Genomic DNA, 13,424 nt, shown 5'->3' on the forward strand with positions numbered 1-13,424 from the left:
CAATGTCAACTGTTGCGTTCCATACGTTAGGTTGTAAAGTAAACCACTATGAAACAGAAGCCATTTGGCAATTGTTTAAACAAGGTGGTTATGAAAGAACAGAATATGAAAAGAAAGCTGATGTATATGTTATTAACACATGTACAGTAACGAATACTGGGGACAAAAAAAGCCGTCAAGTAATCAGACGTGCTGTGCGTCAAAATCCAGATGCAGTTATTTGCGTAACGGGATGTTATGCACAAACATCTCCAGCTGAAATTATGGCGATTCCGGGTGTAGATATTGTAGTTGGTACACAGGATCGTGAAAAGATGTTAGGTTACATCGAAGAATTCCGTAAAGAGCGTCAACCAATTAATGCTGTCCGTAATATTATGAAAACACGTGTGTACGAAGAACTTGATGTACCTTATTTCACGGATCGTACACGTGCGTCTTTAAAAATACAAGAGGGTTGCAATAACTTCTGTACATTCTGTATCATTCCTTGGGCGCGTGGTTTAATGCGTTCTCGTGATGGAAAAGAAGTTATTAAACAAGCACAACAATTAGTGGATGCAGGCTATAAAGAAATCGTATTAACGGGTATTCATACAGGTGGATACGGCGAAGACATAAAAGATTATAACTTAGCTGGATTACTTCGTGATATGGAAGCGGAAGTAGGCGGATTAAAACGTCTTCGTATTTCTTCTATTGAAGCGAGTCAAATTTCAGATGAAGTAATTGAAGTGTTAGATAAATCTGAAGTAGTTGTACGCCACTTGCATATTCCGTTGCAATCTGGTTCTAATACTGTATTAAAACGTATGCGTCGTAAATATACGATGGAGTTCTTCCAAGAGCGTTTAGATCGTTTGAAAGAAGCGTTACCAGGCCTTGCGATTACATCTGACGTAATCGTTGGTTTCCCAGGTGAAACAGAAGAAGAATTCATGGAAACATACAATTTCATTAAAGAGAACCGCTTCTCTGAGTTACATGTGTTCCCTTACTCAAAACGTACAGGAACACCTGCAGCACGCATGGAAGATCAAGTTCCTGAAGATGTGAAGAATGATCGTGTTCATCGTTTAATTGAGCTATCTAATCAATTAGCGAAAGAATATGCATCAGCGTTTGAAGGTGAAGTGCTTGAAATCATTCCAGAAGAGCAATTTAAAGACGGCGACCGTGAAGGGTTATATGTAGGGTATACAGATAACTACTTGAAAATTGTATTTGAAGGATCAGAAGAATTAATTGGTAAGCTAGTGAAAGTGAAAATTACGAAAGCGGGTTATCCATATAACGAAGCGCAATTTGTTCGTGTTCTTGAAGATGATGTAAAAAAAGAATCAGCTAGCGCATAAAAAGAGCGTGCAACCGGAAACGGTTTGCATGCTTTCTTTATTTGAAGCGGTTAAGTACTATAAGGTGGGGAGGCGTTTCATGCATCCCTGTATGAAAAAAGGTGAAATGATAAAAATATAGTTGTCTTCATCAGTAAAGGATACTAGCTATTTGCATAACTTTTGAAAAGGAAATGCTTCTATTCTTCTTTTATTCTGCCAAATAGTTGACCTGAAGTGATAAAATGTATTATAATCGTAAAAGACATGCTGAAGAAGTGTTTCTTTTTGCATGCTGAAGTTAGTATGTAAGTGTGATGTTTCGGAGGGAGGGAAAGAGAATGTCAAAAACAGTCGTTCGTAAAAACGAGTCTTTGGAGGATGCACTTCGCCGTTTTAAAAGATCGGTTTCTAAAACTGGTACACTTGCTGAAGCAAGAAAGCGCGAGTTTTATGAAAAACCAAGTGTAAAACGTAAGAAGAAATCTGAAGCGGCAAGAAAGCGTAAATTCTAAGAGAGGGTGTAAGTTATGAGTCTTCTCGGTCGTTTAAACGATGATATGAAACAAGCGATGAAGAATAAACAAAAAGAAAAATTAACCGTTATTCGTATGGTTAAGGCTGCTTTACAAAATGAAGGTATTAAACTGCAACATACTCTTACTGAAGAAGAGGAAATAACAGTTTTAGCTCGTGAAGTAAAACAGTATAAGGACTCCCTCCTTGAATTTAAAAAAGCTGGTCGTGAAGACCTTGTTAATAAACTGCAAAGTGAAATTCAGATTTTAAGCGCATATTTGCCAGAGCAATTAACTGAAGAAGAACTAGTTGATGTAATCAAGCAAGTTATTTCTGAAGTTGGTGCGACTTCTAAAGCAGATATGGGTAAGGTGATGACTGCTGTTATGCCGAAAGTAAAAGGTAAAACAGACGGATCACTTGTGAATAAGCTGGTTATCCAGCTATTAGCGTAAAAAAACGTCTCATTTCGTATGAGACGTTTTTTTATTGTTCTTATTAAGGAGAAACGCTATATTGCTTAAAAAGGGTTTCTATAAGTGATAGAAACCCCTCTAGTTAAAGTTTCAATTTATTATTTCCTTGTATAATTCCGATTCTACACCTATTCTTACTTCCTTGACTAAAACTTCTTTCGCAAATAAAAGCTAAGTACCGAACCTTCTGAAAATCAGATTGAAGTTTTATAGCTTGCTCTTCAGCATAATCCTCAAAGGTAACGAAAGAGATTCTAACTATTTTAGATTTTGCATCAGTTGCATAAAATGGCCGGATATTACTGTCGATAATTTGTTTTATAACATTCGAAATTTCTTGACTAAAGCCAATTTACTTTCGTATTTCCTCATTTATTAATTCATTTTTTAATGAACCCTAATATTTTTTGAAATTCATATAACAACCATCTATAAAATATTCTTACTTACAACGTAACATTCAGAGTGGAGAAATTTTCTTTTTTTTGATTTTATCCCTCATTAACGGGCAGCCCGATTGGTGAGGGGGGATTAAAGTTTCACTTTATCTCATTTGTCCAATAAATGACAACTACTTATTCTATGGTCAGTATGTCACATCCAGAACGAATTGTAACAGTTTTTTTCAAGTTTCTAACTTCTCGCTAGGCTCAATTTCTTAATGTAACTTGTACTGATATCCTGTAGGGGCGCATATTCTTGTATTAATACTTCTATTATTAAAGGTAACATCCTCTGATCCATCATTGTCCTGACAAATATGATTTCATATAGCGACTGTTTTAATTAACATGATATGAACTCTTACAGAATATAGTTATGTTAGTGAAGACGTTATAACACGATAGGCACTTGTGAAGAAATACATATATATGGGATGAGAGGGGGTCTTTCGAGATGAAGAAATTAGAACAAATGAAAAATTGGTTGACAAAACAAGTAGACCTACCAGTGGATGTATTAATGGATCTACCTCGGATTACTCTTGTTGGGCAAATACATATTTATATAGAAAATCATCGGGGGTTATTAGTGTTTTCAGATAAAGAAGTGCGATTGCTTTTAAAACACGGTCAATTATTAATTAAAGGACAATCCTTTGTTATTAAAACGATTCTTCCAGAAGAGCTTTTGCTCGAAGGGATAATTGAGCAAGTAACATTTTTAGAAAATGAAAAAAAAGGTGATTGAAGTGAAACTTCCATTTGTGAAGTTTTTCTTCTTTATCCTGTAAAAGTTCCGTTGATAGAGACTGATTACAGTTTTACTCGGTTTCATTTTAGTACGAGCTATTTTAATGTTTCAAATAAAAAGTAGTATATCTACTTTTAGAAAGGTAGTGAAGGTGGTAAATGAAAAATAAATGGTTTATAAAGTGGCTTGGATATGTAAAAGTGCGAATTGAAGGTAGAGGAGCGGAACGGTTTGTTAATGAATGTGTACGGAGGAATTTATTAGTTTGGGATGTTAAAAAGATAGCTGATGAAACGTTAGTTTTTTGTATGTTGTTACGCGATGTGAAAAAAATAAAACCAATTTATAGAAAAAATGAATGTAAATTATATTTTATTGGACGTTATGGTTTTCCTTTTTGGAATAAGCGTTTAATTAAAAATAGTGGATTTTTAATTGGTTTTTTAATTTTCTTTTTTGGTGTAATTGCAATGTCAAATATGGTTTGGAAAATTGAAATTACAGGAGCAAAACCTGAAACGGAATATATATTGATGAAAGAATTGGATAAAATGGGTATTAAAAAAGGGAAACTACAATTTCAAATGCCGAATGTAGAAGATGTACAACGCCATTTGACAGATAATATTAATGCCATTACTTGGGCGGGACTAGAAGTAAGAGGAACGACGTATCATTTTAAAATTGTTGAAAAAAACGAACCGAAGAAAGAAAAGGAACAAAGGCCGCAAAATTTAGTAGCAAAAAAAGAAGCGATTATTACAAAGACGTTCGTAGAAGTTGGAAAGCCGGTTGTACTGAAAAATGATCATGTAGAAAAAGGGCAAATTCTCGTATCAGGAATATATGGTAATGAGGAAAGTCCGACGATTGTTTCAGCGAAAGGTATTGTGTATGGAGAAACGTGGTATACATCTAAGGTGGATGTCCCGTTAAAGACGCAATTCCAAGTGTATACTGGTAATGTATACAATGAACATTTTCTTAAATTTGGGGATACGAAAATAAAAATATGGGGATTTCAGCATGATAAGTATAAACGCTCTCGTACTGAAAGTGTAAAGCATGATGTGAAATTATTTGGTTTTACACTGCCGATTGCATATGAAAAAGATGTTGTGAGAGAAGAGGAAGAAGCGAATCGAGAATATACAGAAAAGCAAGCGCTGAAAGTAGCGAAAGAGATGGCCGAAAAAGAACTAAAGAAAAAATTGGATGAACATGCTATGATTGTAAGTGATAAGATTTTGAGTAAAGAGGTTGAGGCGGGTCAACTAAAGGTCACATTGCATTATACTGTGGTTGAAAATATTGCAGAGCCACAACCAATATCCGAATCCGATATTCAAGGAGACTGAGTAATGGCAGAACAATTAGTAGAAATGAACCAACAATTGGAAAATACTAACGAAGCAATCGCTCTTTTTGGAGTCAATGATGCACATTTAAAAGTAATTGAACGAGAACTGAATGTATCGATCGTAACTAGAGGAGAAACTGTTCATGTATCTGGGGCAGTTGAAACGGTGACACTCGTAGAAAAAATCTTACAGCAATTACTTGTTGTAATTCGTAAAAGTATATCAATTTCAGAGAGAGATGTTGCGTATGCAATTCAGCTTGCACAACAAGGGAAAATTGCTCAATTTGAAGAGTTATATGAAGAAGAAATTTTCAAGACTGCAAAAGGTAAATCCATTCGTGTAAAAACAATGGGGCAAAGACGATATATTCATGCGATGAAGAAGAATGATATTGTCTTTGGGATAGGGCCTGCAGGAACTGGAAAAACATACTTAGCTGTAGTAATGGCTGTGAGGGCTTTAAAACAAGGGTATGTAAAGAAAATTATTTTAACAAGACCTGCTGTAGAAGCTGGAGAAAATTTAGGTTTTTTACCAGGGGATTTGAAAGAGAAGGTAGATCCATACTTACGCCCATTATATGATGCCTTACATGATATTCTTGGACAAGAATATACGCAGCGTATGATGGAGCGAGGAGTAATTGAAATCGCGCCGCTTGCTTATATGAGGGGGCGTACGCTTGATGATTCATTTGTTATTTTAGATGAGGCTCAAAATACAACGGGTGCTCAAATAAAAATGTTTTTAACAAGATTAGGTTTTAGTTCTAAAATGGTTATTACAGGGGACCCTTCACAAGTAGACTTGCCAAAAGGGGTAAAATCAGGGCTATCTATAGCTGCTAATATTTTATCTGGTGTATCAGGTCTGTCATTTATTACATTAGAACAAACGGACGTTGTGAGACATCCATTGGTGCAACGTATTATTGAGGCATATGATAAAATGGAATGATCCTATTTGTCAGGATCATTTCTTTTTGTATGATAAGGTTGGCGAACGTCATATTTTTTACTATCATGAAAGATAAGGAAAATAAACTATAGGTACTAGTGTATAAAATGTTGCCTCAAAGTATCGTTTGGTAGAAGAAATGAAAGCTATAAATAGTTTCACTTTATTTCTGGAGAGGAGAAGGTATTGAAATCATGTCAAGATCTCAAGAAATTTCTAAGTGGTTTCGTAATTTACAACATTCGAAAAAACTAAGTTGGATTTCTTACGTTGTATTAGGAGCAGTGCTGTTTTTTGCGCTTATGAATAATGTAAAACCAGAGCAATTAGATGTTAATATGTATTCTATTGCGAAAAAGACAATCCATTCTCCTATAAAAATTGAAGATAAAGTTACAACGGATAAAAAGAAAAAAGAAGCCGCTACAAAAGTTGAAGATCAATATACATATAAAAGTGAGTATAAACAAAACAAAGTTGATATTGTGAATGACGTCTTTGCTAAAGTGGATGAAGTGGTGCAAGAGATTAAAGCTGTTGGACCGGATGATCAAAAAAAGATGACTGATGCTGAGAAAGTGGAGAAGTTAAAAAAGAAACTACCCGCTGACTTAACGAAAGAATTATCTGATTCAAACTTACTAAGTTTGATTAATGCAGATTCGAGCCAATTAGTATTAGCGAAAGATGCTGCGGTCACAGCGATTAATAGTATCATGACTGAGCATATTAAAATGGACGAATTGAAAGATGCGAAAGAACGATATGTAAGTGAGATGAATAGTGTTAATGTTGATAATGGTTTAAAAGAGTCAATTAAGGCGCTAGGAAGATATGCAATTTCAGCAAACTATTTTTATGACCCGATCTTAACGAAAGAGAAGAGAAAAGCAGAGGAAGATTTAGTTCCACCTGTTTATATTCTTCAAGGACAAGTTCTTGTTAGAGAAGGTGAAACAATTTCAAGTGATGTGTATAATCAGTTGAAATTAGTTGGTTTGTTAGAAAAAGGGAACGGCTTTCAACCTTATGTTGGATTAGCGGTACTCATTGGTGTGTTACTATACTTTATGCATAAACAATTTGAATTATTTTTAAAGAGAAAAAGAGAAGATAGACCGTATGTTTTAGCGTATATTACAATTTTGTCTATCACAATCGTCTTAATGAAAATCATTAGTTTGTTTCAAAAACTTGAATACGCGGGGATTGCATATGTTGTCCCAGTTGCGATGGGAACAATACTTGTAAAACTAATGATTGGTGATCGATTTGTCTTTTTAACGAGTATGATTTTTTCTGTATGCGGAAGTATTATGTTTAATGAAGGAGTAACGAGTACATTAAATTATAGTGTAGGGATTTACGTATTGTTAAGTTCATTATCGGTTAGTATTTTCTTGCGAGAAAAAAATCGTCGTACAATGATTTTACAAGCTGGTATACTCGTTTCTGTATTAAATGTAGTCGTATTGGCGGCGCTCTTATTATTACGTAATGGGAATTTTTCGCCTCTTGAAATTGGTACGCAATTATTAATGGCTTCACTTTCAGGGATTATATCATCCGTTTTGGCTATGGGGATTTTACCATATTTAGAAAGTGGACTTGGAATCGTATCAAGCATGAAGCTTATGGAACTATCAAGTCCAAATCATCCGCTTTTACGCAGAATTTTGTTAGAAGCGCCAGGGACATATCATCATAGTGTAATGGTAGCGAATCTTTCTGAGGCTGCTTGTGAAGCAGTCGGGGCAAATGGTGTATTAGCGCGTGTAGGGGCATATTATCATGATGTAGGAAAAACAGTACAACCGCAATTTTTTATTGAAAACCAAATGGGAATTGAAAACCCGCATGATAAATTAGATCCTGTAACGAGTAAAGATATTATAATTGCTCACGTAACGGATGGAGTAAGAATGCTCGAAGAATATCATATTCCACAAGAAATTATTGATATCGCTGGGCAACATCACGGTACAACGTTACTGAAATATTTTTATTATAAAGCTATTAAAGAAGATAAAGAAAAATATACAGAAGAGATGTTCCGTTATCCAGGTTCAAAAGCAACTTCGAAAGAATCGGCAATTGTTGGTATTGCTGATAGTGTAGAAGCTGCGGTACGTTCTATGAATCACCCAACGCCAGAACAAATTAATAATTTGGTGCAAAGTATTATTAAAGATCGACTACAAGACGGTCAATTTAGTGAATGTGATTTGACGTTTAAGGAACTACAAATCGTTGGAAAAACGTTGTGTGAAACGTTAAATGGTATTTTCCATTCGCGTATTACATATCCGGAACTTCCGGAAGAAAAGGAGAAAGAATGAGTTTGTTAATTGATTTTATTGATGAAACAGAAGAAGTAAAAGAAGCGTATATGAGTTTAATTCGTGAAGTGTTAGAAAAAGCAGCTCAAATGGAAAATATCGAGGATGGTGCGGAGGTATCGGTGACATTTGTAGATAATGAGCGCATTAGAGAAATTAATCGTGATTACCGAGATAAAGATCAACCTACAGATGTAATATCCTTTGCGATGGAAGAAATGGGAGAAGGAGAAATGGAGATTGTTGGTGCAGAGATGCCACGCATGTTAGGTGATCTTATTATCTCTATTCCAAGGGCGAAAGAGCAAGCTGAAGAGTACGGACATTCTTTCGATCGTGAACTTGGATTTTTGGCATTACATGGCTTTTTACATTTACTTGGTTATGATCACATGACAGAAGAAGATGAAAAAGAAATGTTCGGAAGACAAAAAGAAATTTTAGAAGCTTTTGGATTAGGACGATGAAAAAAGGAAAACTTATAGATAGTTTTGGATATGCTATAGCTGGTATATTCTTTTGTTTTCGTCATGAGCGAAATATGAAAATCCATTATTTAGCCGCAGTCATTGTTATATGCTGCGGCTTTTATTTCCATATTACGAGAACAGAGTGGATGATATTACTTATTGTAATAGGGAGTGTAATGAGTTTAGAAATGGTAAATACGGCTGTGGAAAAAACAGTAGATTTAGCGACTGCCGATATTCATCCATTTGCAAAAATTGCAAAGGATGTTGCGGCAGGAGCGGTTTTATTGTTTGCAATTATAGCTGTTATAATTGGTGCTATTATCTTTTTACCGTATATGGTATAGTTGCATTCCGAAGCTTTTATTAAGCTTTGGAAGTGCCGTAAGGGGCTTTAATGAGAGAGTGTACCTCTTCATAGCTGTGAACAGGAAGGATGCGGGAATATGAATAGTAAACAATTAATTCTAGAAGCAATCGAAGCGCGTAAACAAGCGTACGTACCATATTCTAAATTTCAAGTAGGTGCAGCACTATTAACGCGCGATGGAAAAGTATATCGTGGATGTAATGTTGAGAATGCATCATATGGCTTATGTAATTGTGCTGAAAGAACAGCTTTATTTAAGGCGGTTTCTGAAGGAGATAAAGAATTTGTAGCCATTGCGGTTGTAGCAGATACAAAGCGCCCAGTACCTCCTTGTGGAGCATGTCGACAAGTTATGGTAGAATTATGTAAACAGGATACGAAAGTATACTTAACAAATTTACATGGTGACGTTCAAGAGACGACAGTCGGAGAGTTGTTACCAGGAGCATTTTTAGCGGAGGATTTACATGAATAGAAAAGGTTATAAATCAGGTTTTGTCTCTATTATTGGCAGACCGAATGTTGGGAAATCTACATTTTTAAATCGTATTATCGGCCAGAAAATTGCTATTATGAGTGATAAGCCACAAACGACTCGTAATAAAATTCAAGGTGTATATACAGAAAATGATGCACAAGTTATTTTCATTGATACACCAGGAATACATAAACCTAAACATAAACTAGGCGACTTCATGGTGAAGATGGCGCAAACGACATTAAAAGAAGTTGATATCGTTCTGTTTATGGTTAATGCTGTCGAAGGCTTTGGTCGTGGTGAAGAATTCATCATCGAGAAGTTAAAAGAAACGAAACAACCAGTATTTTTAGTAATTAATAAAATTGACCAACTTCATCCAGAGCAATTACTAGAGTTAATTGATCAATATCGTAAACTACATGAGTTTGCAGAGATTGTACCAATTTCTGCGTTAGACGGTAATAATGTGGACGCTTTAATTGGAACAATTAAAAAGTATTTACCAGAAGGACCACAATACTATCCAGATAATCAAGTAACGGATCATCCGGAGAGATTTATTATTGCAGAGCTTATTCGTGAGAAAGTACTACATTTAACACGTGAAGAAGTGCCGCATTCTGTGGCTGTTGTTATCGATGCGATTCAAAAGCGTGAGGGCGGGGCAGTTTATATAAATGCAACGATTGTTGTTGAACGTGCATCACAAAAAGGAATCATCATCGGAAAACAAGGGAAAATGTTAAAAGAAGTTGGTAAGCGAGCTCGTTTTGATATTGAAGCGCTACTTGGTTCTAAAGTATTTTTAGAAGTATGGGTAAAAGTGCAAAAAGATTGGCGTAATAAAATGTCTCAGCTTCGTGACCTAGGTTTCCGCGAGGATGAGTACTAAAATAGAGTCAAGCTGTAATCAGTGGATGGTTGGTTCATCCACTGATTATTGGTTTTTATGAACTTTGATAAATTAGGAAAAATTTTTCTCACATGAAAATGGACAAAATGGGTCAATTTAATAACAACAAAGGAAATTGGTTTATAGGCTACGCTTATTGAGAAAGGTGGATTCTTATGCTAGATTTTACCTGGAAGTTTTTCTCCAAAACAGGAAGCATTGAAACGTACTTGCTTTTGAAAGAAATGGAAAAAGACGTAAACGATGAGATGGATCAACATGAAGAGGAGCTAGCGCATCTAGACTCTCCAATTTCTTGACCCGTTTTGTTCAAACCTTGGATGGTGACGAACATGTTTCAAAAAGTTGAGGGCATCGTTATCCGTACGACAGATTACGGAGAAACGAACAAGATTGTTACAATATTCTCAAGAGAACTTGGTAAGGTAAGTGCAATGGCAAGAGGGGCAAAAAAACCGAAAAGCCGATTAGCATCTGTGTCGCAATTAATGACACATGGCCAGTTTCTTATTCAAATGGGATCTGGGCTTGGAACATTGCAACAAGGCGAGATTATTTCAACTATGAAAGAAATTCGCGAGGATATATTTTTAACTGCTTATGCATCATTTATTGTTGAATTAACTGATAAAGCAACAGAAGATAAAAAACATAATCCGTATTTATTTGAAATGTTATATCAAACGTTGCATTATATGTGTGAGGGTGTTGATCCAGAAGTATTATCATTAATTTATCAAACGAAAATGCTTCCGGTATTAGGGATGCGCCCGTACTTTGATACATGTGCGATTTGTCATCAAGAAACAGACTTTGTCGCCTTCTCCGTTAGGGAAGGCGGTTTTCTGTGCTCACGTCATGCAGAGCAAGACCCGTATCGTATACCGGTAGGAGAAGCTGTTCATAAATTATTACGTCTTTTCTTCCATTTCGATTTACATAGGCTCGGAAATGTATCGGTAAAGGATAGCACAAAAAAACAAATGCGTTTAGTATTGAATACATATTATGATGAATATTGCGGAATTTATTTGAAATCAAGACGTTTTTTAGAACAACTTGATAAGTTTCAAATATAATTTTGGGCCGTATACGGTCCTTTTTACATACTTTCTTTTTCGAATAGCATATTTAGTATATAATATTTAAGAGATAGTATAACTTTTTTCGTTGTGCATTAAAGGTGGTGATTATCATAGAGCTGAATAAACGGCAAGAACATATCATTCAGATTGTAAAAGATCACGGTCCTATTACAGGGGAATCAATTGCAGCGCAATTGGGTCTAACACGTGCGACGCTAAGACCAGACTTAGCAATTTTAACGATGGCTGGTTATTTAGAAGCACGTCCACGCGTAGGTTATTTTTATACGGGTAAAACTGGGGGGCAGCTATTATCTGAAGCTGTTAAGAAAATTAAAGTACAAGATTATCAATCTAGACCGGTTGTAATTGATAAAAATGTTTCCGTATACGATGCAATTTGTACGATGTTTTTAGAGGACGTTGGTACATTGTTCGTTGTAGATCAGATGACTCTATTAGTTGGTGTTGTGTCTCGTAAAGATTTATTAAGAGCGAGCTTAGGAAAGCAGGATTTAACCTCTCTTCCGGTTAATATTATCATGACAAGGATGCCAAACATTGCGATGTGTCGTAGAGAGGATTCTTTATATGATATTGCGATGGAATTAATAGAAAGACAGATTGATGCAATGCCAGTTGTAAAAGATACGAAACAAGGTTTAGAAGTGATTGGGCGAATTACAAAAACAAATATTACACGTGCGTTTGTAAATTTAGTAAATAACGAATAAGTGTAATTTGTTTAAAGTGAGGTAATGTAATGGATAATAAAATCGTATATGTCGTATCTGACTCTGTAGGGGAAACGGCTGATTTGGTTGTTCGAGCAGCAATGGGGCAATTCCCGTTTGCTCCTGATATTAGACGTGTACCATATGTAGAAGATACAGGGACATTAAAAGAAGTGATTTCGATTGCTAAGAGTAATCAAGCACTTATATGTTTTACGTTAGTTAAGCCTGATATGCGCAAATATTTAGTAACAGAGGCTGCAAAAGAAGGGGTAGAGGCATACGATATTATCGGCCCTCTTATTGATCAAATAGAAGAAATTACGGGGCAAGTGCCGAGATATGAGCCAGGCGTTGTCCGTAGGTTAGATGAAGAATACTTTAAAAAGATTGAAGCGATTGAGTTTGCTGTGAAGTATGATGACGGCAGAGATGCACGAGGTATTTTAAAAGCGGATATCGTGTTGATTGGTGTTTCGCGTACATCAAAAACACCACTTTCCCAATATTTAGCTCATAACAAACGCTTGAAAGTTGCGAATGTACCACTCGTGCCAGAAGTTGACCCACCTGAAGAACTATATCAAGTGGCAAAAGAAAAATGTTTCGGTTTGAAAATTACGCCAGATAAGTTAAATCATATTCGAAAAGAACGATTAAAATCACTTGGATTAAGTGATGGAGCAACATATGCAAATATTAATCGTATTCAAGAAGAAATTAATCATTTTGAGGAAGTAATTAGTAAAATAAATTGCCAAGTAATCGATGTATCGAATAAAGCGATTGAAGAAACAGCAAATATTATTGTGAATGCAGTGCAAAACCAAAAAATGTTTTAGCACATTTACCAAAGGTGAATGTGCTTTTTTCGCTCGTGTGAAATATGATACCTATGGATTTTGTAATAGATTGTAGTGTAATGGTTATACTTATACTCCTTTGTCTTTTAGTATATTCAAGGTGTGAGTTTGTCATCCTGAAATGTAAGATGAAAAAATAAAGGGATATGTAGCGTAGTTGAAGAAAATATATTATAATAAAAAATTGTGATAAAAACCTATATTTTACGTTTAGACTTTAATTTTTCAGAATAAACTAGGGATAGGATTTACGAAAAAGACATGTAATTACGTTAAATCGACAAAATCTATACAAGAAAACGCACATTATGGAAGGATTCGCAGA

Annotated in this window: 15 protein-coding genes; all 15 read left to right on the plus strand. The window is 35.3% G+C overall.

From position 1 onward, the window contains the following. The first annotated feature begins 2 nt into the window (after positions 1-2). The 15 genes from mtaB to ACTFR8_RS11205 all read left to right on the plus strand — a co-directional run bounded on the left by mtaB (position 3) and on the right by ACTFR8_RS11205 (position 13,078). Positions 3-1,355, plus strand: a complete 1,353-nt coding sequence (gene mtaB / locus ACTFR8_RS11135; protein ID WP_000108679.1) for a tRNA (N(6)-L-threonylcarbamoyladenosine(37)-C(2))-methylthiotransferase MtaB — start codon at positions 3-5, stop codon at positions 1,353-1,355. Between the two features lie 320 nt (positions 1,356-1,675). Further along, positions 1,676-1,849, plus strand: coding sequence for a 30S ribosomal protein S21 (rpsU, locus tag ACTFR8_RS11140; RefSeq protein WP_000048061.1), 174 nt, complete (start codon positions 1,676-1,678; stop codon positions 1,847-1,849). Between the two features lie 15 nt (positions 1,850-1,864). After that, positions 1,865-2,308 (plus strand): GatB/YqeY domain-containing protein, encoded by a 444-nt coding sequence (locus ACTFR8_RS11145; protein ID WP_000054562.1) that lies wholly within the window; start codon positions 1,865-1,867, stop codon positions 2,306-2,308. Positions 2,309-3,226: 918 nt separating this feature from the next. Further along, positions 3,227-3,520 carry a sporulation protein YqfC gene (gene yqfC, locus ACTFR8_RS11150; protein WP_000732269.1) on the plus strand — a complete coding sequence of 98 codons (294 nt, stop codon included), beginning with the start codon at positions 3,227-3,229 and terminating at the stop codon, positions 3,518-3,520. Between the two features lie 161 nt (positions 3,521-3,681). Then, positions 3,682-4,881 carry a sporulation protein YqfD gene (gene yqfD / locus ACTFR8_RS11155; RefSeq protein ID WP_000792499.1) on the plus strand — a complete coding sequence of 400 codons (1,200 nt, stop codon included), beginning with the start codon at positions 3,682-3,684 and terminating at the stop codon, positions 4,879-4,881. 3 nt (positions 4,882-4,884) lie between these two features. Continuing rightward, positions 4,885-5,844, plus strand: a complete 960-nt coding sequence (locus ACTFR8_RS11160; RefSeq protein ID WP_000840520.1) for a PhoH family protein — start codon at positions 4,885-4,887, stop codon at positions 5,842-5,844. A 194-nt stretch (positions 5,845-6,038) separates the two neighbouring features. Beyond that, positions 6,039-8,183 carry an HD family phosphohydrolase gene (locus ACTFR8_RS11165; protein WP_000091514.1) on the plus strand — a complete coding sequence of 715 codons (2,145 nt, stop codon included), beginning with the start codon at positions 6,039-6,041 and terminating at the stop codon, positions 8,181-8,183. After that, positions 8,180-8,650: an rRNA maturation RNase YbeY gene (ybeY, locus tag ACTFR8_RS11170; protein WP_000054679.1), complete on the plus strand. Its 471-nt coding sequence runs from the start codon at positions 8,180-8,182 to the stop codon at positions 8,648-8,650. The genes ACTFR8_RS11165 and ybeY overlap by 4 nt, the downstream gene beginning before the upstream one ends. Further along, the gene (locus ACTFR8_RS11175) at positions 8,647-9,000 is read left to right on the plus strand and encodes a diacylglycerol kinase family protein (RefSeq protein WP_000715469.1); all 354 of its coding nucleotides are present in this window, start codon (positions 8,647-8,649) and stop codon (positions 8,998-9,000) included. Before ybeY ends, ACTFR8_RS11175 begins: the two co-directional genes overlap by 4 nt. A 99-nt stretch (positions 9,001-9,099) precedes the next feature. Next, on the plus strand, positions 9,100-9,498 hold the full coding sequence (locus tag ACTFR8_RS11180) for a cytidine deaminase (RefSeq protein WP_001086282.1): 399 nt from the start codon (positions 9,100-9,102) through the stop codon (positions 9,496-9,498). Continuing rightward, a complete protein-coding gene (gene era, locus ACTFR8_RS11185; protein ID WP_001080229.1) occupies positions 9,491-10,396 on the plus strand; it encodes a GTPase Era in 906 nt (301 codons plus the stop codon). Before ACTFR8_RS11180 ends, era begins: the two co-directional genes overlap by 8 nt. 176 nt (positions 10,397-10,572) lie before the next feature. Further along, complete coding sequence (locus ACTFR8_RS11190) at positions 10,573-10,716, plus strand: YqzL family protein (protein WP_000883924.1); 144 nt, start codon at positions 10,573-10,575, stop codon at positions 10,714-10,716. Between the two features lie 33 nt (positions 10,717-10,749). Then, complete coding sequence (gene recO / locus ACTFR8_RS11195) at positions 10,750-11,496, plus strand: DNA repair protein RecO (RefSeq protein ID WP_000487013.1); 747 nt, start codon at positions 10,750-10,752, stop codon at positions 11,494-11,496. 107 nt (positions 11,497-11,603) lie between these two features. Beyond that, positions 11,604-12,236, plus strand: coding sequence for a helix-turn-helix transcriptional regulator (locus tag ACTFR8_RS11200; RefSeq protein ID WP_000583756.1), 633 nt, complete (start codon positions 11,604-11,606; stop codon positions 12,234-12,236). A 29-nt stretch (positions 12,237-12,265) separates the two neighbouring features. Then, positions 12,266-13,078 (plus strand): pyruvate, water dikinase regulatory protein, encoded by an 813-nt coding sequence (locus ACTFR8_RS11205; RefSeq protein ID WP_000368937.1) that lies wholly within the window; start codon positions 12,266-12,268, stop codon positions 13,076-13,078. Positions 13,079-13,424: the final 346 nt, after the last annotated feature.

The organism is Bacillus cereus group sp. MYBK15-3, assembly GCF_051916765.1.
In the GTDB taxonomy this organism is placed as follows: Bacteria; Bacillota; Bacilli; order Bacillales; family Bacillaceae_G; genus Bacillus_A; species Bacillus_A cereus.

Coding starts and splice junctions, on each gene's coding strand:
- mtaB (WP_000108679.1), top strand. CDS start 3: ATGTCAACTGTTGCGTTCCATACGTTAGGTTGTAAAGTAAACCACTAT.
- rpsU (WP_000048061.1), top strand. CDS start 1,676: ATGTCAAAAACAGTCGTTCGTAAAAACGAGTCTTTGGAGGATGCACTT.
- ACTFR8_RS11145 (WP_000054562.1), top strand. CDS start 1,865: ATGAGTCTTCTCGGTCGTTTAAACGATGATATGAAACAAGCGATGAAG.
- yqfC (WP_000732269.1), top strand. CDS start 3,227: ATGAAGAAATTAGAACAAATGAAAAATTGGTTGACAAAACAAGTAGAC.
- yqfD (WP_000792499.1), top strand. CDS start 3,682: ATGAAAAATAAATGGTTTATAAAGTGGCTTGGATATGTAAAAGTGCGA.
- ACTFR8_RS11160 (WP_000840520.1), top strand. CDS start 4,885: ATGGCAGAACAATTAGTAGAAATGAACCAACAATTGGAAAATACTAAC.
- ACTFR8_RS11165 (WP_000091514.1), top strand. CDS start 6,039: ATGTCAAGATCTCAAGAAATTTCTAAGTGGTTTCGTAATTTACAACAT.
- ybeY (WP_000054679.1), top strand. CDS start 8,180: ATGAGTTTGTTAATTGATTTTATTGATGAAACAGAAGAAGTAAAAGAA.
- ACTFR8_RS11175 (WP_000715469.1), top strand. CDS start 8,647: ATGAAAAAAGGAAAACTTATAGATAGTTTTGGATATGCTATAGCTGGT.
- ACTFR8_RS11180 (WP_001086282.1), top strand. CDS start 9,100: ATGAATAGTAAACAATTAATTCTAGAAGCAATCGAAGCGCGTAAACAA.
- era (WP_001080229.1), top strand. CDS start 9,491: ATGAATAGAAAAGGTTATAAATCAGGTTTTGTCTCTATTATTGGCAGA.
- ACTFR8_RS11190 (WP_000883924.1), top strand. CDS start 10,573: ATGCTAGATTTTACCTGGAAGTTTTTCTCCAAAACAGGAAGCATTGAA.
- recO (WP_000487013.1), top strand. CDS start 10,750: ATGTTTCAAAAAGTTGAGGGCATCGTTATCCGTACGACAGATTACGGA.
- ACTFR8_RS11205 (WP_000368937.1), top strand. CDS start 12,266: ATGGATAATAAAATCGTATATGTCGTATCTGACTCTGTAGGGGAAACG.